The organism is Burkholderia sp. AU27893 (assembly GCF_002223205.1).
Taxonomy (GTDB): Bacteria; Pseudomonadota; Gammaproteobacteria; order Burkholderiales; family Burkholderiaceae; genus Burkholderia.
The window spans coordinates 899,155-922,895 of the sequence record NZ_NKFD01000002.1 but is presented as its reverse complement, the minus strand read 5'-3'; the positions used below and the strand labels follow the sequence as shown (position 1 = coordinate 922,895).

Below are 23,741 nucleotides of genomic sequence, written 5' to 3'. Positions count from 1 at the left end.
GAGAAGCGCATGTTTTCCCCAGGACACGCTGGAGCCAGTGCATACGCGCGTGTCGGCGTCGAGACCGGGGTGATGGGCGCTTCCCCGCACCGGTTGATCGCGATGCTGTACCAGGGTGCGCGGCAGGCGGTTGCGCTGGCGCGCATGCATTTGCAGCAAGGCAATGTGTCCGCGCGCGGCGAAGCGATCGGCAAGGCGATCCGGATCGTCGACAGCGGGCTGAAGGCATCGCTGAACCTCGATGCGGGCGGCGAGATCGCGGCGCGGCTGGATGCGCTGTATGCGTATATCACCCGGCGTCTGCTCGACGCCAATGCGCAGGCGAGCGATGCGATGCTGGTCGAAGTCGACGGGCTGCTCGCGACGCTCGAGGAAGCATGGACGGGGATCGGCCCGGAAGTCGCGCGGATGGCCGCACAACAGGCAGTGGAAGCATCACGATGAATCGCAAGGCCGAATACTTCGAACGTTACGAGGCGCTCGCCGCCGTGTCGGGCCGGATGCTGGGCGCTGCCCGCAGCGCCGACTGGAGCGCGTTGCCGGAGTTGCAGGCCGAATTCATGCAGCTGGTCGACGGGTTGAAGGAGGCCGATCCGGGCGTCGTGCTCGACGAATCGGATCTCGGCCGCAAGCTCGACCTGATCCGTCGCATCCTGGCCGACGACGCCGCGATTCGCGATCTCGCGAGCCCGGACCTCGCGCGGCTGTCCGCGCTGTTCGAGGCGCGGCGCTCGACCAAGGTATTGACCGATCTCTACCGCGCGCGCGGGTAGGGCCCGTTTCCGGGGAAACGGGCGCGGGGCGCACGCGTCCGCCGTGGCACGCGCGCAGTTCCCGCAGGCGGCACCGGCGTGCCGTTACCGGATTCGCAACGATGTGGCTGAGATGAGCAGGCTCCGATCATGACCGGTATCGACTCCGTTGCGGCTGCCCTGCTGGCGAGCCGCCTCGACAGCCTGCTGACCGGCACCGTGTCGGCGCCTGCCAGCGGCGGCGCGACCTCGCAGGTCGGCACGCCGGGCAACGGCGCGTCGTCCACGCCATCGGCCGGCAGTCCGCCTGCCGCGCCGCCGGCTTCCACCCAGACCGCCCTGTCCGATGTCGGGCGCGTGCTCGACGCGATCTCGCGCGCGGGCGGCGACGCGACGCCGGCCATTGTCGGGCGTGCGCCGCTGCTGGCCGACCCCACCGTGCTGCTGACCGACACGGCTGCGCCGGCCCGCGCGCCGGCCGCCGCCGATCCGGCTGTGTCCTCCACGCCGGCTTCAGCCGCTGCATCGTCGGCTGCGTCTGCGGCTGCGGCGGTGCGCGACGCGGCTGCGACGTTGCCGGTCGCGGCGCTGCGCGCGGCGCTCGCGCAGGCCGTGAGCGAAAGCGGCCTTTTCTACGAATCTCATCTCGCGCAGTGGCTGGCCGGCCAGCGTCCGCTCGCGGCACTGATGCGCGAGCCGCAGGCGCGCCTCGCGGCCGCGCTCGCGCCGGCCGATCCGGATGCCGCCCAGCATGGCTCGACCGATCCGCTCGACGAACTGCTCGCGCAGCGCCCGCCATTGCCTGCGTCCGCGCGCGCCGCCGCGCAGCCGGGCGCGCCGGCCCAGGGCGGTGCGCCGGCGCGGGACCCCGCACAGGCGTTGCCGGCAGGCGCGCGGCAAGGGGCGCCGCTGCCGCACGATACGGCCGATCTGCTCGGCGACCCGCCCGATGTGCGCTGGACGCCCGCGCGGGCCGAACTGGCCGCGGCGTCGTCCGATTCGCAGGCGCAGACGCTCGCGACCGTGCATCCGGCCGCCGTGCCGCTCGTCAGGCAGCAGCTCGACGCGCTCGCGACCGACCAGTTTCGCTGGGCGGGTGAGGCGTGGCCCGGCGCGCGGCTCGACTGGACGATCGAGCCCGACGATCCGGGCAACCGTGCGCCGCACGGCGACGGCGACACGGGTGACGGCATCGCCTGGCGCACGCGCCTCACGCTGACGTTGCCGTCGCTCGGCACGGTCGACGCGGAGCTGGTGCTGAACGGCACGCAGCTCGTCGCGCGGCTGCGTGCGAACCAGACGGGTGCCGACCGTCTCACGCGGCACGAGGCGGCGCTGCGGCAACGGCTCGAAGTGTCGGGGCTCAAGGTGGGCGGGCTGTCGATCCGCGCGGTCGACGACGGCCCGGACGGCTTCGACCTGTTTGCGGCGCAGGCGGCGGCCGCCGCGTACGCACGCGGTTCGGCGTCGACGTCGATCCTGGCCAGCGGCCCGGCGACGCGTGCGCCGGATACCGACGACGAGGTGCTGTCATGAGCATGACGTCCCGCAAGCGCGCGGCCGCGCTCGTCTACGATCCGAAGGGCGGCGATGCCGCACCGCGCGTGGTCGCGAAGGGCTACGGCGCGCTCGCCGAAATGATCGTCGCGCGCGCGCATGACGCCGGGCTGTACGTGCATACGGCGCCGGAGATGGTGTCGCTGCTGATGCAGGTCGATCTCGACGACCGGATTCCGCCGCAGCTCTACCAGGCGGTCGCCGATCTGCTCGCGTGGCTGTACTCGCTCGACCGTACCGATCCCGCGCCGGACGCCGCCGCATCGCGCTTTCCGCTGCCGCCGCTGCGCTGAACGGCGCGGCGCCGCGCGATTTCTTACGAAATGCCGCCTTGACCTTGCAAGGTCATTCTGTCGGTATTTGTCGCTTAACGACCGGCATCGTGCCGCAACGGTCGTGCTTCGCCGGTATTTCCTCGCTCGGCGGGCTTGCCGCGCCATAGCCGCGCGCATTGAGCGTGCAATAGATTTGTGTAATGATATCCATTCTCATTTTCATGCTGCACGGGCGGCGCGCACGCTTTGCGTGCCGCCCGTTGTTTTGAACGAATGGAATCTCTCGCGTGAACGCGCCCGAAACGATCAATCCGCCCAAGACGGGGACTTCCCGCGCCGGCGTCACCATGCTGCACCCGGCGGCCCGCCCGCTGAGCGACGACGAACTGGCCGCGCGCCGCCAGCGTTCGCGCCGCGCGACCTTCATCAAATGGCTGCGCAAGGTGCATGGCTGGGTCGGGCTGTGGGGCGCGGTGCTCGGGCTGCTGTTCGGCGTGACGGGCGTGCTGCTCAACCACCGCGCGCCGCCGCTGAAGATTTCGACCGGCGAGCCGCAGGTCGAGGAGATGCAGATCGCGCTGCCGGATCCGGCGCCGAAGACGCCCGCCGCGATGACGAAGTGGCTGCAGCACGAACTGCATTTCGACGGCAAGCCGGGCCGCATGCGCAAGGATCCGGCGCAGCCCGTCGCGTGGGGCGACAAGCGCGTGATGCAGCCGGAGCACTGGCAGATGGGCCTGTTCGGCCCGCACCAGAACGTGCAGGCCGAATACTGGGTCGGCAACGGCTACGTCGCGGTGAAACGCACGGGCAACACGTTCCTGACGACGCTGAACAACCTGCATCGCGGCGTCGGGATGAATCTCGGCTGGGTGCTGTTGATGGACACGATCGCGGGTTCGCTGATCCTGCTGTCGCTGACCGGCGTGCTGCTGTGGACCGAGCTGAACAAGCGCCGCACGGTCGGCGTCGTGCTGGTGGTCGGTTCGGTCGCAGCGGCGCTGGCCGCCGGCCTGACCTGATCGGCGGCACGCGCGGCCTGGCGCCGGCGCGTGCGCTTTCGTCGATTTCGTCCGCTTCGCCCGCCGCGGACGCCCACCTGGCGCGACCGCGCGCCGGCGTCGCCAGCGATCAGAGGCCGCAGGCTGCGCCGCTGTTCGCGGCGATCTCGCGCGCGGCCTTCGCGCCCTCGACCTGCAGGATCGTCGGCAGCGACACGTTGTTCTTCGCGGCGGTGATCTCGGCGAGGATCGAGATCGCGATTTCCGGCGGCGTCCGGCTGCCGATGTAGATGCCGGCCGGCCCGTGCAGCCGGGCCAGTTCCGCTTCGCTCAGGTCGAATTCGCGCAGCCGCTCGCGCCGTGCCGCATTGTTGCGCCGCGAGCCGAGCGCGCCCACGTAGAACGCGGGCGTCTTCAGCGCCTCCATCAGCGCGAGATCGTCGAGCTTCGGGTCGTGCGTGAGCGCGATCACCGCCGAACGCGCATCGAGGTTCATGTCGAGCACCGTATCGTCGGGCATCGTGTGCACGACGCGCGTACCCGGCACGTCCCACGCATCCGTGTATTCCTCGCGCGGATCGCACACCGTCACCTGGTAGTCGAGCCCGACCGCGATCTGGCACAGATAGCGCGACAACTGGCCGGCGCCGATCACGAGCATCCGGTAGCGCGGCCCGTGGATCGTCACGAGTCGCTCGCCGTCGAACGCGAGCCCGTCGGCCGCCTGCGCGGGCGACAGCGATGCGCGGCCGGTCGCGAGCGTCATCGTGCGCGTGACGAGGCGGCCGGCCTCGACTTCCGCGCACAGCGCGGCAATCCCGCTGTCGCGCGTGAGCGGCTCGAGCACGAGCTGGATCGTGCCGCCGCACGGCAGCCCGAAGCGGTGCGCTTCCTCGGCCGTCACGCCGTACTTGAGCGCTTCCGGACGCGCGTCGGCCGCGATCCCGCTCGCGTGCACGCGGGCGATCAGGTCGTCCTCGATACATCCGCCGGACACGGAGCCGACCACGAGCCCGTCCTCGCGCACCGCGAGCATCGCGCCTTCGGGGCGGGGCGACGAACCCCATGTCTTCACGACCGTCACGAGCAGCACGCGGCGCCCTTCTTCGAGCCAGCGCGCGCTGGATTTCAATACATCGAGATCGACGCTTTCCATCATCTTCTTCCTGTTGCCGGGCGACGCCGCCGATGCGGGCCGCCGTTCGATGGCGCGATTATGAACCGCACGGCGCGCACGTGCAGGCGGCGCGCTGGCTCGTGCGGGCAAATCCGGAGAATCGGGCAAGATATCGCGACGATCGGACAGCGGTCGATCGGGGGAGTGGCGCGCGGCCGGTTCGGAAACGCGCGGGGCACCAGTGATGGGCCCGCGCGGTGTTCGTCCGACGCGCGGCCTGCGCGCGCCGATACGTCGCTCAGTGCGCGTCGTGGTGACCGTGCGCGAGCTTCGAGTGGTGACGCGAGTACAGGAAGTAGATCACGAGGCCGATCACGAGCCAGATGCCGAACGCGGCCCACGTGACGGGCTGCAGGTTCAGCATCAGGAACAGGCACGCCGCGACCGCGAGGATCGGCACCACCGGCACGCCGGGGCAGCGGAACGCACGCGGCAGCTCGGGGTGCGTGCGGCGCAGCACGAGCACGGCGATCGACACCATCGAGAACGCGGCGAGCGTGCCGATGTTGATCAGCTCGGCGAGCACGTTGAGCGGCACGAGCGCGGCGATCAGCCCGAAGAACAGGCCGACGAGCCAGGTCGTCAGGAACGGCGTCGCGTAGCGCGGGTGCACGCGCGACAGCGCTGCCGGCAGCAGCCCGTCGCGCGACATCGCGAAGATCACGCGCGTCTGGCCGTAGCTCATCACGAGGATCACGGTGAGCATGCCGAGCACGGCGCCGAGATCGATGAAGCCTGCGACCCACGTCTCGCCGGCCTTCTGCAGCGCGTACGAGATCGGGTGCGAGATGTTCGCGTACTCGGCCGACGGCACGATGCCGGTCGCGACCGCGGCGACCGTCACGTACAGCACCGCGCACACCGCGAGCGACGCGATGATGCCGATCGGCAAGTCGCGTTTCGGGTTCTTCACTTCCTCGGCCGCCGACGACACCGCGTCGAAGCCGATGAACGCGAAGAACATCACGGCCGCCGCGCCGAACACGCCGTTCCAGCCGTGCGGCATGAACGGCTTCCAGTTCGCGGGCGTCACGTGGAACACGCCGACCGCGATCACGAGCAGCACCACCGACACCTTGATGAACACCATGATGTTGTTGATGCGGGTCGACTCGCGGATGCCGATCGACAGCAGCGTCGTGATCACGATCATCACGAGGAACGCGGGCAGGTTGAACCACGTGACGACGCCCGGCACCGCACCGGGCGCGGCCGTCAGCACGGTGGGCAGCGTGAGCCCGAAGCCCTGCAGCAGCGACTGCAGGTAGCCCGACCAGCCGACCGACACGGCCGACGACGCGAGGCCGTATTCGAGCATCAGGTCCCAGCCGATGATCCATGCGACGAGCTCGCCGAGCGTGGCGTACGAGTACGTGTAGATCGAGCCGGCGACGGGGATCGTCGACGCGAACTCCGCGTACGACAGCGCGGCGAGGCCGCACGCGATCGCGGCGATCACGAACGACAGCATCAGGGCGGGGCCGGCCTGCACGGCGCCGGTACCGGTCAGCACGAAGATGCCGGTGCCGATGATCGCGCCGATGCCGAGGAAGGTGAGGTCGATCGCGCCGAGCGCTTTCTTGAGCCCGGCGGCATGCGCGCCGGCGATCATGCGATCGACGTTTTTCTTGCGGAAGAGAGACATTGCGGATGAATCGCCAGCGCGCGCGGGCGCGGTAGCGCTGACTGAGTGAAAACCCGTAATTTTAGCCGATTTGGCGCGCAAGACCCGCTGCAGCGCAGCGCTGCGTCACAAAATCGTCCGATAAAACAAGCGCTTGCGCTTCCGGCGGGCGACAGCGGGCGGCGGCGCGGCATGTGCCGCGTCGCTGGGCCGGACGAATCGGGTGAAGCGGGGGAATCAGGCGCCGGCCGTGGGCGCCATGTCGACGAGCCGGTTGCTCATCACGTAGAACGTGAGCTCCGCGTTGTTCGACAGCCGCATCTTCTCGAGCAGCCGCGAGCGGTACACGCTCACCGTCTTCACGGACAGCGACAGCGTGTTCGCGATGTCGGTGAGCCGCTTGCCCGATGCGAGCATGCAAAGCGTCTGGTATTCGCGGTCGGACAGCTTCTCGTGCGGCAGCGGTTCGTTCTCGAACGACACGTATTCGGCGAGCGCCTCGGCCATCGCGGGGCTCACGTACTTGCGGCCGGCCGCGACCTGCTGGATCGCGCCGATCATCTGCGCGGCGTTGACCGTCTTCGACAGGTAGCCGGCCGCGCCGGCCTTCAGCGCGCGCACCGCGTACTGGTCCTCGCGATACATCGAGAACATCAGCACCGGCGTGCGCGACAGCTTGCGCTTGAGGCGCTTGAGCACCTCGATGCCGTTCGTGTCCGGCAGCGAGATGTCGAGCAGGATCACGTCGAATTCCTGTTTGTCGACGGCCGCCATCGCGTCGCCGCCGGTTTCGGCCTCGGTGACGTCGCGCGCGACGCCGCGGTCGATCAGCAACTGGCGGATCCCTTGCCGGACGATCGCGTGATCGTCCACGAGCAGGATGTTCAGGCTCATGACGACCTCACGAAAGCGACGCGCGGCGCGCCGCGACGGGCACCGCGAGCAGCGAATCCCAAGCGAAGCGCGCGGTGACGCGCGTGCCGTGGCCGGTTGCCGGCGTGGCCGTCTCGAAGCTGCCGCAGAACGCCTCGCAACGGGCGCGCATGCCGGCCAGACCGTAGCCGGCGCGGCGGCGCCGGGAGAAACCGGTCCCATCGTCGGAGACAATCAGTGACAGGTGCGTGTCGTCAGTGGCGATCCGCACGTCGACCGACGTCGCGCGTGCGTGCTTCGCGACGTTCGACAACGCTTCCTGGGCGACGCGGAACACCGCCAGCGCGCTGGCGCCGGCGAGCTGCGTCAGGCGTGCGTCGGCCGCACAGACGAAGCTGGTGCGCAGGCCGGTGCGGGCCGCATGGGTGTCGGCCCACGACGACAACGCGCCGACCAGGCCCGCGTCGAGCGCCGGCGTTTCGCGCTCGTCGATCAGCCGGCGATTCGCGGCGGTCGCGGCGTCGAGCGCCTGCTGCGCCAGCTCCAGCGCGCGCAGGCAACCGTCCGGCGCATCGGCCGGCAGCCACGTTTGAACGTTTGCGAGCGCGAATCGCGCAGCGGTGAGTTCGGCGCCGAGCCCGTCATGCAACTCGCCGGCCAGGTGGCGGCGGGCCGCTTCATCGGCGGCGAGCAACTGGGCAGACAGCACTGCGATCCGCGCGGCGGAGGCGCCACGTTTGGACGCGGCGTCGGCAATGGGCGGAGTCGCGGCGCAGCCCGGCACGAGCTGTTGCGACGGGAACGGGGCGTGGGCGCCCAAAGGCGCGTTAAGCGACGTATCCATGACTCTCCCTGCTGTCAGAAAGCGGTTCAGACACCGGCTGGCTGCGTGGATCGGCTGCCGTTCCGATGACGGTCGCCGCCAGAGAATCGCCCCCTGCCGAGGTAACAAAAGTTACGTCTTGTAACACTTGCATCCGACCCTTCCACTCTCATCCGAACGGCAACCACGCGCGGCGAATAATATCTCAAAATTTTCGAAAAAGTCATGACAGGCGGACATTTAAGGGTAAATGTGAATGATTGGGATGAACGTGTTGTAGGAAAAACACTGACACCCAAGCGCCGGACGATGACGTATCCAAATGTAACTATTTGAGATGGGATGATCCCAATTTGTTACGAATTCGCCAAGTAGGGACGAAAAAAAACCGGAGCTTTCGCTCCGGTTCTTGATGACGCGCAATTAGGGCCTGTTCCCGCCAATAACGGGCTTGCGAACGTGCCTTGCCGGCTGTAGTGCAAGGAGCGAGGAGCGCCGTTTGGCCATGCCAAACGCCCCGAAGGAAGTCCCCTTGGGGGACAAGCGACGATCGACGCCGCAATACGGCCGGCAAGGCGCGTTCCCCTGTTTGGAAAAATGCATTCGTGGGGCTGGCCGCCAGAAGGGCCGATCGCTGCGTCATGCTCCTCGCGAATACGTAGAGTATTCGCTTCGTCGCGATCCTTGCGCTCGGCCCTTCTGGCGGCCAGCGCAAGCCCGTTATTGGCGGGAACAGGCCCTAAGGGATCGATCAGTCGACGAACGCGCGCTCGATCACGTAGTGGCCCGGTGCGCTGTTCTTGCCTTCGACGAGGCCGGCCTGCTTCAGCAGCTCGGTCGTGTCCTTCAGCATCGCGGTGCTGCCGCACAGCATCACGCGGTCGTTTTCCGGCGAGAACGGCGGAACGTCGAGATCCGTGAACAGCTTGCCCGTGGCGATCAGGTCGGTGATCCGGCCTTCGTTGTCGAACGCTTCGCGCGTGACCGTCGGGTAGTAGACGAGCTTTTCCTTGATGATGTCGCCCAGGTACTCGTGGCCCGGCAGGTCGTGCTTGATGTAGTCCATATACGCGAGCTCGCCCTTCAGGCGGCACGTGTGCGTCAGGATCACCTTGTCGAAGCGGTCGTAGATGTCCGGGTCGCGGATGATCGACATGAACGGCGCGAGGCCCGTGCCCGTCGACAGCATCCACAGCGTCTTGCCCGGCAGCAGGTTGTCGGCGACCAGCGTGCCCGTCGGCTTCTTGCCGATCAGCACCGTGTCGCCCACCTTCAGGTGTTGCAGGCGCGACGTCAGCGGGCCGTTCTGCACCTTGATGCTGAAGAATTCGAGATGCTCTTCGTAGTTCGGGCTGACGATCGAGTAGGCGCGCGCGAGGGGCTTGCCGTCGACCTCGAGGCCGACCATCGTGAATTCGCCGTTGTTGAAGCGCAGGCTCGCCTCACGGGTGCAGGTGAAGCTGAACAGCGTGTCGGTCCAGTGATGGACGGATTGGACGGTGGCGGTGTCGTATTTGCTCATGGCTTTGAAAACGGACGCGCGTAGCGAACGCGAGTAACGGGCCCAAAAACGGGCAAAAAACCGAGTGCGACGGCCCGATCACGGATCGGCCGGCCGGCGCGTCGGACACGCGCCTTCTCGATGACAGACGATTGAGGAACTCGTTATTTTACCCTGTTGACGCGGATCGCGGGCTTGACCCCCGCGGCCGCGCGGATTTGGCGCAACGAATTATTTCAATCGCCTTTCAGTTTTTCGGCGCTCGGCCGCGAGTTTCGCGCCGAGGTCGGGAAGGCTATTGCGGATCGAGGCGCAGGCGCGCGATGTACGGCAGGTGATCCGACAGCCACGCGGCCTCGCCGGACGGCGCGCGCCATTCGAGCGGCGTCAGCCCGCGCACGAACATCTTGTCGAGCGCGAGCGCCGGCGAGAACGCGGGGAACGTGCGGCCCGATTCGCCGAGCAGCGTCGCGACCTCGGACAGCCCGATCTCGCCGAACAGCGCGACCGAATCGTTGCGCCAGTCGTTGAAGTCGCCGGCGAGCATCAGCGGGCCGTCGCCCGCGTTGCGCACGATCCAGTGCGCGATCCAGTGCATCTGGCGCAGCCGCGCGGCGCGCGTGAGCGCGAGGTGCGCGCACAGCAGCGTGACCGGCCGGGCGCCCGCGAGCGTCGCGCGCGCGACCAGCAGGCCGCGCCGCTCGAAACGGTGCGCGGAGATGTCCCAGCGGCCGCCGAGGTCCAGCGGATGCGGTGACAGGATCGCATTGCCGTGCCGCCACGACGGCTTGAACACGTTCGGCCCGAGCGCGATCTGCCAGTCGAGCGCATGCGCGATCTCGGTGGCCTGGCAGTGCCAGACGTCGTCGACAGCGTCGTCCATCGGGGCGCCGAAGCCGGGCGCGAGCACGGGGCGCGGCATGCGGCGCGCCATCGCTTCCTGCAGGAAATACACGTCGGCGTGCGTCGACTGCATCCAGTTACGCATCGCGTTCCACGCGGTGAAGCCGAGCGGCGAGCGGCCCTTGTGCAGGTTCCAGCTCACCGCGGTGATTTCGTCGGGGGCGGCGTGCGGTTCGGCGAACGGCAGGGACAGGGCGTCGGCGGACATGACGCTCAATCCTTCGCGACGTGCGCGCGCACGCGATACAGGAGGTGCGGATGTTGCTCGACGAGCGTCCAGTCGGTCCACGCGTCGGCGCCGACCGTCAGGCCGGGGTGACTCGCGACGATTTGCCGCGGTGACGCGGGCACGCACGGATCGGCCGGCTTCGCGCCTTCGTCGTCGATCGTTTCCTGCACGTCGAGCGCGAGCGACACCGTGTTCGCGCCGGCATCGACGGTGAGCGGGGCGACCGTCACCGTGCGCGAGCGCTCGGTCGGCACGACGCGCGCGGCATTGCCGCAGCCGACCGGCACGGCGGACGGATAGCGATGGGTATCGGTACGGGTCTGACCTACGGTGGTGCGCTGCTGGAACGTGTCGATGGTCTGACCGTCGCGTACCACCTGGATCTCCCACGCGACGGAGGCCGGTGCGGGGCTCTGCGCATGGGCGGCGAGCGCGACGCTCGCGAGCAGGACGGCCAGGCCGTGTTTCAGCATGAAACGTCTCCGGAAACGCGCAATAGCGGGGAACGGACGCACATCTTACGCCCGATCGATTTCGGTCGCGATGTGACGGGACGCGCCGCGGCAGGTTTGCCGCACGATGCGTTCCTGCTCGAAAGGTAGGGCCGCGTCATGCGTTTTCAAGCGAAAAAGCGCGTGAACTCGGCGACGGGCGCGCGCTCGGTGACGAGGCGGTTCTCGATCGCGTCGGGGTCCGCATGGCCGAGCGACATCCCGCAGACGAGCTGTTCGTTGGCGGGAATGCCGAGGTGTTCGGTGACGATCCGGTGAAACGGCACGAACGCGGCCTGCGGGCAGGTATCGAGCCCGCGTGCACGCGCGGCCGTCATCACGCCCTGCAGGAACATCCCGCAGTCGAGCCAGGCACCATAGGTCATCACGCGGTCGAGCGTGAAGAACAGCGCGACCGGCGCGTCGAAGAAACGGAAGTTGCGGGCGTGCTGCGCATGCATGCGCGCCTTCTCGTCGCGGCCGATGTTCAACAGGCCGTACAGGTCCCAGCCGACCTTGCGGCGCCGGTCGATATACGGCGACACCCATTCGCGCGGGTAGTAGTCGTACTCGGCGACGTATTTCTCGTCGCGCGCGGGGTCGTCGTGGGCCGCGGTGAGCGCGGCGGCGAGCGCATCGCGCGTGGCGCCCGTCGCGACGTACACGCGCCACGGCTGGATGTTGGTGCCCGACGGCGCGCGGCTCGCGGCTTCGAGGATCGCCTCGAGCGTGTCGCGCGGCACCGGCGTCGGCAGGAACGCGCGAACCGCACGGCGCGACGTGAGCGCCGCGTCGACGGCACCGATCGTATCGGCATCGACGCGCGGAAATGCAGGGGGGACGGACATCGGCATACCTTCGGGGGGCGGGGGCCGACGCGCCGCGCGGGCGCGGTCGGCCAGGCCGGTGTGGCGGGTGGGTGAACTGACGATCATACGCCGCGGCGCGCCGGCGTGCAGCGCGCGCGGGTGTTAGCAGCAGACGCGCTCGGCTGCTTGCTTGCGCGGGATGGCGGGATCGCTACACTGAAATCGTAAGGGTCTGATGATCGTGTGACGGCAAGCGGGAGCGAGGTTGGTATGACGACGGCGATGGTGAAACAGGAACTGGCGGTGGCGTCCTTCAGCACGGTGTACGACCTCGAGCAGGTCGAGACGGCGCTGAGTGACCTGAACGAGAGCGCGAGCGACGCACTGCGCGCCACCTACGAGAAGATGCTCAAGACGGGCAATCTGCGCTTCTGCGTGAAGCCGAACCGGATGCCGTCGTTCGACGCGCTCGGCGAGGCATTGCCCAATTTCGCCGAGCCGCTCGAAGACGTGCGCAAGCAGGTCGCGCTGTGCCTCGAAACGGAGGACCGGCTCGAACTGATGCCGATCCTGTTGCTCGGGCCCCCGGGCATCGGCAAGACGCACTTCGCGAAGGCGCTCGCGCAATTGCTCGGCACCGCATACCACTACGTGCCGATGAGTTCGCTGACGGCCGGCTGGATCCTGTCGGGTGCGTCGTCGCAATGGAAGAACGCGAAGCCCGGCAAGGTGTTCGATGCGCTCGTGAACGGCAGCTACGCGAACCCGGTGATCGCGGTCGACGAGATCGACAAGGCCGGCAGCGATGCGCAATACGATCCGCTCGGCGCGCTGTATGCGTTGCTCGAGCACGACACCGCGCGCGCATTCATCGACGAATTCGCGGAAGTGCCGATCGATGCGGGCAACGTGATCTGGATCGCGACCGCGAACGAGGCGCACGCGATTCCGGAGCCGCTGCTCAACCGGATGAACGTGTACGAGATCGCGCCGCCCGATGCGGCCGGCGCGCGCCGGATCGCGCAGACGATCTACGACGAGATCCGCTCGTCGCACGCGTGGGGGCGGCGCTTCCCGGACACGCTCGGCGACGACGCGCTCGACGTGCTGGCCGCGACTCCGCCGCGCACGATGCGCCGCGCGCTGCTGCACGCGTTCGGCGCCGCGCGGCTCGACGGGCGCGACGCGATCGGGCCGCGCGACATCCGGGCCGACGAAGGCGCGGCGAAGCGCCGGCCGATCGGCTTCTGAACGAGCGGTGCGCGCACGCCACCAAGGCCGGGGCCGTGCGCGCCGCGCAGAGCCGCGTGTCGTGTCGTGCGTCGCGCGTCACGCACGGCGTCGTCGCGCAACGCTGCACGACCTTCGGCAAGCGGATGAACCGGGACGTACAATTCCCTTCTCTCCCCTCGACGCGCTAGCGGCGCGAAACGTCATGGAGCAGATGGATTGTGTCGTGATCGGCGCGGGCGTCGTCGGTCTGGCGATTGCGCGCGAACTGGCCGCGCGCGGGCGTGAAACGCTCGTGCTCGAGGCGGCCGATGCGATCGGCACGGGTACGAGTTCGCGCAACAGCGAAGTGATCCACGCGGGGCTCTACTATCCGCGCGGGTCGCTGAAGGCGACGTCGTGCGTGCACGGGCGCGACCTGCTGTACGAATTCTGCGAGACCCATCACGTGCCGCACCGGCGCGCCGGCAAGTTGCTCGTCGCCACGAGCGCCGCGCAGGTGAAGCAGTTGAGGGCGATCGCCGCACGCGCGACCGAAAACGGCGTGCTCGACCTGATGCCGCTCACGCGCGCCGAGGCGCAGACGCTCGAGCCCGCGCTCGAATGCGTCGAGGCGCTGTTCTCGCCGTCCACCGGCATCGTCGACAGCCACCAGCTGATGCTCGCGCTGCTCGGCGACGCGGAGCGCGACGGCGCCGTGTGCGCGCTGAAATCCCCGGTCGAATCGATCGACGTGCTGCGCGGCGGACGCTTCGTCGTGCGCACGGGCGGCGACGCGCCGACCGAGATCGAGGCCGCCTGCGTGATCAACAGCGCGGGCCTCGGCGCGCAGGCGCTGGCGCGCCGCACGCGCGGCCTCGACCCGCGCTGGGTGCCGCCGCTCTATCTCGCGCGCGGCAACTACTTCAGCCTGTCGGGGCGCGCACCGTTTTCCCACCTGATCTACCCGATGCCCGACCGCGCGGGGCTCGGCGTGCACCTGACGCTCGACCTCGGCGGGCAGGCGCGCTTCGGCCCGGACGTCGAATGGATCGATGCGCTGCGCTACGAAGTCGATCCGGCGCGCGCGACCGCGTTCTACGTGTCGATCCGCGCGTTCTGGCCGGGCTTGCCGGATGACGCGCTGCAGCCGGCGTATGCAGGCATTCGGCCGAAGGTCGCGGGCCCGGGCGAGCCGCCGGCGGACTTCATCGTGCAGGGCGCCGCGCAGCACGGCGTGCGCGGGCTCGTGAACCTGTTCGGCATCGAGTCGCCTGGGCTCACCGCGTCGCTCGCGCTTGCGCAGCGGGTGGGCGACATGACGGCTTACCGCTGACGCGGCGCACTCGCCCGGTGTGTCGAATTTCTTATCTATGACATTTCGACGCGCACAACTATTTGCTTGAGCGTTATTCTGTCGAACGGCTGTCGCCAGAACAGCTTTCAAACCGATAACGTTGGAGCGAGTCCCCCATGAAAACATCCCGTCGGAGTTTCCTGATTACGAGCATTGGTGCCGTGTCCGCGCTGGCGCTGTCGCGTGAAGCGCTGGCCGATGCGCCGATGCTCGCGGAAAGCGACCCGACCGCGACGGCACTCGGCTACAAGGCCGATGCGACGAAGGTCGACAAGACGAAGTACCCGAAATACGCAGCGGGCCAGGATTGCGCGGCCTGCATGCTGTACCAGGGCAAGAAGGGCTCGGCCTCGGGCCCGTGCGGCGCCTTCCCCGGCAAGCAGGTGTCGGCGAAGGGCTGGTGCAGCGCCTTCTCGAAGATGGGTTGAGGCCCGTGCGGCATCGTGCGATGCCGCATTGTGGCGAAAACCGCACAACGCCCGCCGTCGAAAGATGGCGGGCGTTTTTTATTGCTTGAAAACGGTTCCGTCGCTTTCTACACTCGCTGCACACCGGCGCGCCGCGGGCACTTTGCGCGCCGCGCAGCCCGACACGGCGAACCGACGAGGACGAGGCACGCATGGCGACGATTGCGAATTCAACGAAAACGATCCGGCCCGAGCGTGCGCTGAACCGGCGTGCGGTCGCGGCCGCCGTGATCGGCAATGCGCTCGAGTGGTACGACTTCACGGTGTTCGGCTTCATGACGGTCGTGATCGCCGAACTGTTCTTCCCGACCTCCAGCGAATACTCGTCGCTGCTGCTGACCACCGCGACGTTCGGCGTCGCGTTCTTCATGCGTCCGATCGGCGGCATCGTGTTCGGGCTGTACGCGGATCGCGCAGGCCGCAAGGCCGCGCTGTCGCTCGTGATCCTCCTGATGACGGCCGGCATCTTCCTGCTCGCGGTCGCGCCGCCGTATGCGGCGATCGGCATCGGCGGCCCGCTCCTGATCGTGCTCGGCCGTCTGCTGCAGGGCTTCTCCGCGGGCGGCGAATTCGGCAGCGCGACGGCGCTGCTGATCGAGGCCGCGCCGTTCTCGAAACGCGGCTTCTACGGCAGCTGGCAGATGGCGAGCCAGGCGGCCGCGCTGCTGATCGGCGCGCTCGTCGGCGCGGCCGTCACACGCGGGCTGTCGCACGAGGCGCTGCGCAGCTGGGGCTGGCGCGTGCCGTTCATCCTCGGGCTCGTGATCGGCCCGATCGGTTTCTACATCCGCCGCCATCTCGCCGATTCCGAGGCGTTCCTGCATGCGCAGCAAAGCGCGCGCCGCGTGACGCTCGGCGAAGTGTTCACGCGCTATCCGCGCGAGGTGCTGTGCGGGCTCGGCTCGGTGATCGCGCTGACGGTGACGATCTACGTACTGATCAGCTATCTGCCGACCTTCGCGGTGAAGCAGCTGAAGCTGCCGTACGCGGAATCGTTCTATGCGGTGATCGTCGGCAACCTGCTGCTGATGGTGCTGTCGCCGATCGCGGGCGCATGGTCGGATCGCATCGGCCGCAAGGGGCTGTCGCTGTGGTCGCTCGTGCTCACGCTCGTGCTGATGTATCCGCTGTTCGCGTGGCTCGACGCAGCGCCGAGCATCGCGCGGCTGATCGCGGTGCAGGCCGTGCTGTCGGTCACGCTCGCGGGCTACTACGGGCCGTTCGGCGCGATGATCGCCGAGCTGTTCCCGGCCAACGTGCGCTCGACCGGGCTGTCGATCGCGTACAACGTCGCGGTGATGCTGTTCGGCGGCTTCGGGCAGTTCATCGTCACGTGGCTGATCAAGGTCACGGGCACGCCGCTCGCGCCGACCTACTACGTGATGGCCGGGATCGCGCTGTCGATCGTCGCGGTCGCGTTCGTGCCCGCGCGCAGCGCCGACCTCGACGCGCCGGCGTGACGACGCGGCGACGCAGCGACGCGACAACATGACGATTTGAAGACGGTCACCCGATCGTTTCGCAAAACGCAATGATGTGCTGCAGAACACGGGAACGCGGTGGGTCGATCCTTCGTGGTCGCGCCCGAATTGTTTAGTCGTCGAACGAAACTTGCGCCAAATGAACGAAATGGGCGCTCGCGCGCGTTGTCGCATTTTTTACTCCCACTAAACATCGGCAAAAACCCGGCGGGACATCTAGAAGAGTTTTTTCTCCAGCTTGTTGCCACATCGTTAGCTCAAGTAATATCCGCGTACGCCGGCCCCTGGCGGGCCGGTTCCGATCTGGAGACCTGGAGGAAACATGGAATACAACCGTCTGTTGCACACCCTGCGTGTTACCGCCATTGCAGGCGTGGCAGCGGCATCGCTCGGCGTCGCGGGCTCTGCATTCGCACAGATCCCGAACAAGACGCTCGTCTACTGCTCAGAAGGCAGCCCGGCGGGTTTCGATTCCGCGCAATTCACGACCGGCGTCGATTTCACCGCCGCCACGTTCACCGTCTACAACCGTCTCGTCGAATTCGAGCGCGGCGGCACGAAGGTCGAGCCGGGCCTCGCCGAGAAGTGGGACGTGTCGCCGGACGGCAAGGTGTACACGTTCCATCTGCGCCACGGCGTGAAGTTCCACACGACCGACTTCTTCAAGCCGACGCGTGAATTCAACGCGGACGACGTGCTGTTCACGTTCCAGCGCATGCTCGACCCGAACCAGGCGTTCCGCAAGGCGTACCCGGTGTCGTTCCCGTACTTCACCGACATGGGCCTCGACAAGCTGATCACGAAGGTCGAGAAGGTCGATCCGTACACCGTGAAGTTCACGCTCGCCGAGCCGAATGCGCCGTTCATCCAGAACATGGCGATGGAATTCGCGTCGATCCTGTCGGCCGAATACGGCGACCAGCTGATGAAGGCCGGCAAGGCCGCCGACATCAACCAGAAGCCGGTCGGCACGGGCCCGTTCATCTTCCGCAGCTACACGAAGGACGCGACGATCCGATTCGACGGCAATCCTGATTACTGGAAGAAGGGCGAAGTGAAGATCTCGAAGCTGATCTTCTCGATCACGCCGGATCCGGGCGTGCGCGTGCAGAAGATCAAGCGCAACGAATGCCAGGTGATGAGCTATCCGCGTCCGGCCGACATCGCGACGCTGAAGGCCGATTCGAACGTCGACATGCCGTCGCAGGCCGGCTTCAACCTCGGCTATCTCGCGTACAACGTCGAGCACAAGCCGGTCGACAAGCTCGAGGTGCGTCAGGCGCTCGACATGGCGATCAACAAGAAGGCGATCCTCGAGTCCGTCTACCAGGGCGCAGGCCAGGCCGCCAACGCGCCGATGCCGCCGACCCAATGGTCGTACGACAAGAACCTGAAGATGGCGCCGAACGACACCGCGAAGGCGAAGGCGCTGCTCGCGAAGGCCGGCTTCCCGAACGGTTTCGAGATCACGCTGTGGGCGATGCCGGTGCAGCGCGCGTACAACCCGAACGCCCGCCTGATGGCCGAGATGATCCAGGCCGACTGGGCGAAGATCGGCGTGAAGGCGAAGATCGTCACGTACGAGTGGGGCGAGTACATCAAGCGCGCGCACTCGGGTGAGCAGGACACGATGCTGATCGGCTGGACGGGCGACAACGGCGATCCGGACAACTGGCTCGGCACGCTGCTCGGCTGCGAAGCGATCAAGGGCAACAACTTCTCGCACTGGTGCTACAAGCCGTTCGACGAGCTGGTCCAGAAGGGCCGCACGACGACGGGCCAGGACGCGCGGACGAAGCTCTACATGCAGGCTCAGCAGATCTTCGCGCAACAGCTGCCGTTCTCGCCGATCGCGAACTCGACGGTCTACCAGCCGGTGCGCAAGACCGTGGTCGACATGCGTATCGAGCCGCTCGGCTATGCCCGCTTCGACGGTGTTAGCGTGAAGTAACGCGCCCGGCGTAAGCTGTCTACGAAGACCGAGACCGGCTAATTCATCCGGCGGCGGGAGGCCAAAAGCTTCCCGTCGCCGGTCGCACATTTCCCACAAGAAAATCCGAGACGCATCATGTTCACATTCGTGTTGCGCCGCGTGGGCATGGTGATCCCGACTTTCATCGGCATCACCATCCTGGCGTTTGCGCTGATTCACCTGATACCGGGCGACCCCATCGAAGTGATGATGGGCGAGCGCGGCGTCGATCCCGCGATGCATGCGGAGGCGATGAAACGCCTCGGGCTCGACCAGCCGCTGCCCATGCAGTACATCCACTACATCGGCCGGGCGCTGCATGGCGACCTCGGCACGTCGATCATCACGAACACGAGCGTCGCGGGCGAGTTCTTCGCGCGCTTCCCGGCGACCGTCGAGCTGTCGCTGTGCGCACTCGTGTTCGCGCTCGCGGTCGGGCTGCCGGCCGGCGTGATCGCTGCGCTGCGGCGCGGCTCGGTCGTCGACCATGGCGTGATGGGCACCGCGCTCACCGGCTATTCGATGCCGATCTTCTGGTGGGGGCTGATCCTCATCATGGTGTTTTCGTCATACCTCGGCTGGACGCCCGTGTCGGGGCGCATCGCCGTCGAATACGACTTCCCGCACCCGACGGGCTTCATGCTGATCGACGCGCTGCTCGCGCCGGATGAAGGCGCGTTCAAGTCGGCGGTCAGCCACCTGATCCTGCCCGCGATCGTGCTCGGCACGATCCCGCTCGCGGTGATCGCGCGGATGACGCGCTCGTCGATGCTCGAAGTGCTGCGCGAGGATTACATCCGCACCGCCCGCGCGAAGGGGTTGTCGCCCGCGCGCGTGGTCGTCGTGCATGCGCTGCGCAATGCGCTGATCCCGGTCGTCACCGTGATCGGCCTGCAGATCGGCACGCTGCTTGCTGGCGCCGTGCTGACCGAGACGCTCTTTTCGTGGCCCGGTGTCGGCAAGTGGCTGATCGATGCGATCGGGCGCCGCGACTATCCGGTCGTCCAGGGCGGCATCCTGCTGATCGCGACGCTCGTGATCGTCGTGAACCTGGTCGTCGACCTGCTGTACGGCGTGCTGAATCCGCGCATCCGCCACACGAGGTAATCCCATGAGCAATCTGCAAAATACCCTGCCGACCGAATCCGCGCCGGCCGGCGGCCGTGCGCTCGCGCTGCGCGAGTTCTGGGCCAACTTCTCGCGCAACCGGGGCGCCGTCGGCGCCGGCATCGTCGTGATCATGCTGATCCTGGTCGCGCTGCTCGCGCCGCTGCTCGCGCCGCACAGCCCGGTCGAGCAATACCGCGACTTCGTGAAGATCCCGCCCGCGTGGCTTGAAGGCGGCAACTGGAAATTCATCCTCGGCACCGACGAAGCGGGCCGCGACATTCTTTCGCGCCTGATGTACGGCGCGCGGATGTCGTTCTGGATCGGCTTCGTGTCGGTCGTGCTCGCGCTGATCCCCGGCATCGTGCTCGGGCTCGTCGCCGCGTTCTTCCAGAAGTGGGCGGACACGCCCGTGATGCGCATCATGGACGTGCTGCTCGCGCTGCCGTCGCTGCTGCTCGCGGTCGCGGTCGTCGCGATCATCGGCCCGGGCCTCACCAACACGATGTTCGCGATCGCGATCGTCGCGCTGCCGGCCTATGTGCGTCTCACGCGCGCATCGGCGCTCGGCGAGCTGCAGAAGGAGTACGTGACGGCGTCGCGCGTGGCCGGTGCCGGCACGCTGCGCCTGATGTTTTCGCAGGTGCTGCCGAACTGCACGGCGCCGCTGATCGTGCAGGCGACGCTCGGCTTCTCGTCGGCGATTCTCGACGCGGCCGCGCTCGGCTTCCTCGGCCTCGGCGTGCAACCGCCGACCGCCGAATGGGGCGCGATGCTGGCCTCCGCGCGCGACTACATCGACAACGCATGGTGGATCGTGACGATGCCGGGCCTGTCGATCCTGATTTCGGTGCTCGCGATCAACCTGCTCGGCGACGGGCTGCGCGACGCGTTGGATCCCAAACTGAAACGGATGGCGTGACCATGAGTAATCTTCTGACCATCCGCAATCTCGCGGTGAACTTCAACGGCTTGCCCGCCGTCGACCGGATCAACCTGTCGATCGCGCCGGGCGAGGTGGTGGGCGTCGTCGGCGAATCGGGCTCGGGCAAGAGCGTGACGATGATGGCGCTGATGGGCCTGATCGACGCGCCGGGCAAGGTGACGGCGGATGAAGTCACGTTCAACGGCGTCGACCTGCTGAAGGCGTCGCCGAAGGCGCGCCGCAAGATCGTCGGCAAGGACATCGCGATGGTGTTCCAGGATGCGCTGACGAGCCTGAACCCGAGCTATACGGTCGGCTACCAGATCAAGGAAGTGCTGAAGCTGCACGAGGGCTTGCGCGGCGACGCGTTGCACCGGCGTGCGCTCGAACTGCTCGACCAGGTCGGCATTCCCGACGCGAAGAACCGCATCGCGTCGTTCCCGCACCAGATGTCGGGCGGGATGAACCAGCGCGTGATGATCGCGATGGCGGTGGCGTGCAACCCGAAGCTGCTGATCGCCGACGAGCCGACCACCGCGCTCGACGTGACGATCCAGGCGCAGATCATGGACCTGCTCGTGAAGCTGCAGAAGGAGCGCGGCATGGCGCTCGTGCTGATCTCGCACGACCTGGCCGTGGTGTCGGAAGTCGCGCAGCGCGTGGCGGTGATGTACGCGGGCGAGGTGATCGAGACCAACCGCGTGCCCGACATCTTCCGTGCGCCGCATCATCCGTACACCGAAGCGCTGCTCGCGGCGATTCCCGAGCACAATCAGGGGGCGCGTCGCCTTGCCGCATTGCCCGGCATGGTGCCGGGCCGCGATGATCGCCCGTCCGGGTGCCTGTTCGCGCCGCGCTGCAAGTACGTCGTCGACGATTGCCGCAAGGCGCGGCCGGCGCTCGACACGCTGGTGCCGGCCAACGATGCGATGCGCGCACGCTGCATCAAGCCGCTCAACGTTTCCAACCTCGACCTGACGGGAGGTGCACGATGAATGCAGTCAATCAAACGCCTCGCGTGGCGCACGACGAGGAAGCCGTGCTGGTGGCCGACGGCCTCGCGAAGCACTATTCGGTGAAGCGCGGGATGTTCGGGCAGGGCACGGTGAAGGCGCTGAACGGCGTGTCGTTTTCGCTCAAGCGCGGCAAGACGCTCGCCGTCGTCGGCGAATCGGGCTGCGGGAAGTCGACGCTCGCCCGCCAGCTGACGATGATCGAGACGCCCACCTCGGGCAGCCTGACGATCGACGGCAAGAACGTGGCCGGCGCGAGCCGCGAGACGGTGGCCGACCTGCGCCGCCGTGTGCAGATGGTGTTCCAGAACCCGTTCGCGTCGCTGAATCCGCGCAAAACCGTCGAGCAGACGCTGTCCGAGCCGCTCGAGATCAACGCGAACCTGACCGCCGCCGAACGCGCGCAGCGCATCGCGCAGATCATGCGCACGGTCGGCCTGCGGCCCGAGCACGCGAAGCGTTATCCGCACATGTTCTCGGGCGGCCAGCGCCAGCGTGTCGCGATCGCGCGCGCGATGATCCTCGATCCGCGCATCGTCGTGGCCGACGAGCCGGTGTCCGCGCTCGACGTGTCGATCCAGGCGCAGATCCTGAACCTGTTCATGGATCTGCAGGAACAGTTCAAGACGAGCTACGTGTTCATCTCGCACAACCTGTCGGTGGTCGAGCACGTCGCGGACGACGTGATGGTGATGTACTTCGGCAGCGTCGCGGAGCTGGGCGACAAGGCGACGATCTACGCACGGCCGCGCCATCCGTACACGCGCGCGCTGATGTCGGCGACGCCGGCGATCTTCGAGGAAGACCGCCGCGTGCAGATCAAGCTGCAGGGCGAACTGCCGTCGCCGCTCAATCCGCCGTCGGGCTGCGCGTTCCATCAGCGCTGCCCGTATGCGGTCGAGCGCTGCCGGGTGGAGGAGCCGCAGCTGCGCGAGGTCGACGGCCGGCGCGTGGCCTGCCATCGGGCCGAGGAGGTCGGGGAGGAGAATGCCTGAAGCGTTGGCGGCGCGCGCGTCCGGCGTGCGCCGTGCGGGGGCAAGCAGCGCGCGCGTGATGCGCGCGTACCGCTACGCGCGGCGCTGGAGCGTGCGTACCGTCACGGGCGCGGCGCTGGCCGGCGCGTGCGTGGCGGCCAGCCTCGTGGTTCCCGTCGAATCCGCGCGCGCCGAAGGGCGCGCGCCGGCCACTTCACCGATCCATCCGTCGCAGGTCCCGCCGCCCGGCATGAGCCTGCCGGGCTTCCACGCGCCTGCCGTGTCGAACGGCACGGTTTCAAGCGGCTCCGTGCGGGTACAGCCCGCGCGCATGCCGTTCTATGTCGCGACCAAGGGCAAGGTCACGCTCTACGTGCTCGGCACGCTGCATACCGGCGACCCGTCCGACTACCCGAGCGCGCAGCCGTTCCGGCCGCGCATCCTCGCGGCGCTCGCCGCGTCGCCCACCCTGGCGCTCGAACTGTCGCCCGACGATCTGCTCGAATCGCAGGACGACGTGTCGAAGTACGGCGTCTGCCGCTACCCGTGCCTGCAGCGCCTGCTGCCCGAGCCGCTGTGGCAGCGGCTCGCGGCGCGCCTGCGCGGCAACCCGGCGGCGCTCGTCGAGATCCGCAAGATGCGGCCGTGGCTCGCGGCGCTCGTCGTCGAGACCTACGATTCGCTGTCGGCCGGCCTGCAGACGGAATACGGCACCGAGGCGCAGCTGCAGAACGTGTTCCTGAAGAAGAAGGGCGGCCGCGTGATCGGGCTCGAGACGCTCGCCGAACAGATGCGCGCGTTCACCGGGCTGACGCTCGCCGAGCAGCGCGAGATGCTCGCGCAGGACATGGTGCAGACGCCCGCGCAGAACGCCGACGACATCAAGGCGCTGCATCGACTGTGGCGAATTGGCGACGCCGACGCGATCTCGGCATGGGCGGTCGCGAAGAGCGAACGGCTCGCGCGTTCGAAGGCATTGTCGGACGCGATCGACAACAAGATCGTGTACGAGCGTAACCGGCGCTTCGTTGCACGGATGACGACAATCGCCGCCCCGAACCGGCCGCTGTTCGTCGCGATCGGCGCGCTGCACCTGGGCGGCCCGCGCGGCGTGCTCGAATTGTTGCGTCAACAAGGTTACAGCGTCGACGCGAACTGATCGCCGTCACCGCGCCCGAACCGATCCTCCCCTGTTTGATCGACGCCGTGCGAGCGGCTCGA

24 protein-coding genes are annotated in these 23,741 nt (G+C 67.8%); 15 read left to right on the top strand and 9 right to left on the bottom strand.

Translation table 11 applies throughout. From position 1 onward, the window contains the following. Positions 1-9 precede the first annotated feature (9 nt). The 4 genes from fliS to CFB47_RS17440 all read left to right on the top strand — a co-directional run bounded on the left by fliS (position 10) and on the right by CFB47_RS17440 (position 2,602). On the top strand, positions 10-444 hold the full coding sequence (fliS, locus tag CFB47_RS17455) for a flagellar export chaperone FliS (RefSeq protein WP_089457092.1): 435 nt from the start codon (positions 10-12) through the stop codon (positions 442-444). After that, positions 441-773, top strand: coding sequence for a flagellar protein FliT (locus CFB47_RS17450; protein ID WP_089426550.1), 333 nt, complete (start codon positions 441-443; stop codon positions 771-773). The genes fliS and CFB47_RS17450 overlap by 4 nt, the downstream gene beginning before the upstream one ends. Before the next feature lie 129 nt (positions 774-902). Then, positions 903-2,288: a flagellar hook-length control protein FliK gene (locus CFB47_RS17445; RefSeq protein ID WP_089461762.1), complete on the top strand. Its 1,386-nt coding sequence runs from the start codon at positions 903-905 to the stop codon at positions 2,286-2,288. Beyond that, complete coding sequence (locus CFB47_RS17440) at positions 2,285-2,602, top strand: EscU/YscU/HrcU family type III secretion system export apparatus switch protein (RefSeq protein WP_069249104.1); 318 nt, start codon at positions 2,285-2,287, stop codon at positions 2,600-2,602. Before CFB47_RS17445 ends, CFB47_RS17440 begins: the two co-directional genes overlap by 4 nt. A 52-nt stretch (positions 2,603-2,654) precedes the next feature. On the opposite strand, the gene CFB47_RS41210 is transcribed toward CFB47_RS17440, so the two are convergent. Continuing rightward, positions 2,655-2,795, bottom strand: a complete 141-nt coding sequence (locus CFB47_RS41210; RefSeq protein ID WP_179258955.1) for a hypothetical protein — start codon at positions 2,793-2,795, stop codon at positions 2,655-2,657. A 76-nt stretch (positions 2,796-2,871) separates the two neighbouring features. Here CFB47_RS41210 and CFB47_RS17435 point away from each other — a divergent pair, with 76 nt between their 5' ends. Beyond that, positions 2,872-3,606, top strand: coding sequence for a PepSY-associated TM helix domain-containing protein (locus CFB47_RS17435; protein WP_089457090.1), 735 nt, complete (start codon positions 2,872-2,874; stop codon positions 3,604-3,606). 109 nt (positions 3,607-3,715) lie between these two features. Here CFB47_RS17435 and CFB47_RS17430 read toward each other — a convergent pair whose 3' ends face one another. The 8 genes from CFB47_RS17430 to CFB47_RS17395 all read right to left on the bottom strand — a co-directional run bounded on the left by CFB47_RS17430 (position 3,716) and on the right by CFB47_RS17395 (position 12,054). Beyond that, on the bottom strand, positions 3,716-4,741 hold the full coding sequence (locus CFB47_RS17430; RefSeq protein ID WP_089441234.1) for an XdhC family protein: 1,026 nt from the start codon (positions 4,739-4,741) through the stop codon (positions 3,716-3,718). A gap of 259 nt (positions 4,742-5,000) precedes the next feature. Beyond that, positions 5,001-6,407, bottom strand: coding sequence for an amino acid permease (locus tag CFB47_RS17425; RefSeq protein WP_089457088.1), 1,407 nt, complete (start codon positions 6,405-6,407; stop codon positions 5,001-5,003). A 216-nt stretch (positions 6,408-6,623) separates the two neighbouring features. Beyond that, on the bottom strand, positions 6,624-7,280 hold the full coding sequence (gene rqpR, locus CFB47_RS17420; protein ID WP_059232953.1) for a response regulator transcription factor RqpR: 657 nt from the start codon (positions 7,278-7,280) through the stop codon (positions 6,624-6,626). Between the two features lie 7 nt (positions 7,281-7,287). Beyond that, a complete protein-coding gene (rqpS, locus tag CFB47_RS17415; protein WP_089441232.1) occupies positions 7,288-8,103 on the bottom strand; it encodes a quorum system sensor histidine kinase RqpS in 816 nt (271 codons plus the stop codon). 730 nt (positions 8,104-8,833) lie between these two features. Then, positions 8,834-9,604: a ferredoxin--NADP reductase gene (locus tag CFB47_RS17410; RefSeq protein ID WP_089426542.1), complete on the bottom strand. Its 771-nt coding sequence runs from the start codon at positions 9,602-9,604 to the stop codon at positions 8,834-8,836. A gap of 274 nt (positions 9,605-9,878) precedes the next feature. Next, positions 9,879-10,694 carry an endonuclease/exonuclease/phosphatase family protein gene (locus CFB47_RS17405; RefSeq protein ID WP_039354781.1) on the bottom strand — a complete coding sequence of 272 codons (816 nt, stop codon included), beginning with the start codon at positions 10,692-10,694 and terminating at the stop codon, positions 9,879-9,881. A 5-nt stretch (positions 10,695-10,699) separates the two neighbouring features. Further along, entirely contained in the window at positions 10,700-11,188 is a 489-nt protein-coding gene (locus CFB47_RS17400) for a hypothetical protein (protein ID WP_089457086.1), read from the bottom strand. 146 nt (positions 11,189-11,334) lie between these two features. Then, on the bottom strand, positions 11,335-12,054 hold the full coding sequence (locus CFB47_RS17395; RefSeq protein ID WP_089426672.1) for a nitroreductase: 720 nt from the start codon (positions 12,052-12,054) through the stop codon (positions 11,335-11,337). Between the two features lie 231 nt (positions 12,055-12,285). Here CFB47_RS17395 and CFB47_RS17390 point away from each other — a divergent pair, with 231 nt between their 5' ends. From CFB47_RS17390 to CFB47_RS17345, 10 genes are all read left to right on the top strand, one after another. Then, positions 12,286-13,266 (top strand): AAA family ATPase, encoded by a 981-nt coding sequence (locus CFB47_RS17390; RefSeq protein WP_089441230.1) that lies wholly within the window; start codon positions 12,286-12,288, stop codon positions 13,264-13,266. A gap of 184 nt (positions 13,267-13,450) precedes the next feature. Beyond that, positions 13,451-14,560, top strand: a complete 1,110-nt coding sequence (locus CFB47_RS17385; protein ID WP_089457084.1) for an NAD(P)/FAD-dependent oxidoreductase — start codon at positions 13,451-13,453, stop codon at positions 14,558-14,560. A 137-nt stretch (positions 14,561-14,697) separates the two neighbouring features. Continuing rightward, positions 14,698-15,009, top strand: coding sequence for a high-potential iron-sulfur protein (locus CFB47_RS17380; protein ID WP_039354792.1), 312 nt, complete (start codon positions 14,698-14,700; stop codon positions 15,007-15,009). Between the two features lie 191 nt (positions 15,010-15,200). After that, positions 15,201-16,508 carry an MFS transporter gene (locus CFB47_RS17375; RefSeq protein ID WP_089441228.1) on the top strand — a complete coding sequence of 436 codons (1,308 nt, stop codon included), beginning with the start codon at positions 15,201-15,203 and terminating at the stop codon, positions 16,506-16,508. A 343-nt stretch (positions 16,509-16,851) separates the two neighbouring features. After that, positions 16,852-18,480: an ABC transporter substrate-binding protein gene (locus CFB47_RS17370; protein ID WP_046544223.1), complete on the top strand. Its 1,629-nt coding sequence runs from the start codon at positions 16,852-16,854 to the stop codon at positions 18,478-18,480. Between the two features lie 117 nt (positions 18,481-18,597). Further along, entirely contained in the window at positions 18,598-19,608 is a 1,011-nt protein-coding gene (locus CFB47_RS17365; protein WP_089461761.1) for an ABC transporter permease subunit, read from the top strand. A 4-nt stretch (positions 19,609-19,612) separates the two neighbouring features. After that, positions 19,613-20,530, top strand: coding sequence for an ABC transporter permease subunit (locus tag CFB47_RS17360; protein ID WP_089461760.1), 918 nt, complete (start codon positions 19,613-19,615; stop codon positions 20,528-20,530). Positions 20,531-20,532: 2 nt separating this feature from the next. Then, the gene (locus tag CFB47_RS17355) at positions 20,533-21,528 is read left to right on the top strand and encodes an ABC transporter ATP-binding protein (RefSeq protein ID WP_089441226.1); all 996 of its coding nucleotides are present in this window, start codon (positions 20,533-20,535) and stop codon (positions 21,526-21,528) included. Further along, positions 21,525-22,541 carry a peptide ABC transporter ATP-binding protein gene (locus CFB47_RS17350; RefSeq protein WP_089441225.1) on the top strand — a complete coding sequence of 339 codons (1,017 nt, stop codon included), beginning with the start codon at positions 21,525-21,527 and terminating at the stop codon, positions 22,539-22,541. The genes CFB47_RS17355 and CFB47_RS17350 overlap by 4 nt, the downstream gene beginning before the upstream one ends. Beyond that, positions 22,534-23,679 carry a TraB/GumN family protein gene (locus tag CFB47_RS17345; protein ID WP_089461759.1) on the top strand — a complete coding sequence of 382 codons (1,146 nt, stop codon included), beginning with the start codon at positions 22,534-22,536 and terminating at the stop codon, positions 23,677-23,679. Before CFB47_RS17350 ends, CFB47_RS17345 begins: the two co-directional genes overlap by 8 nt. Positions 23,680-23,741: the final 62 nt, after the last annotated feature.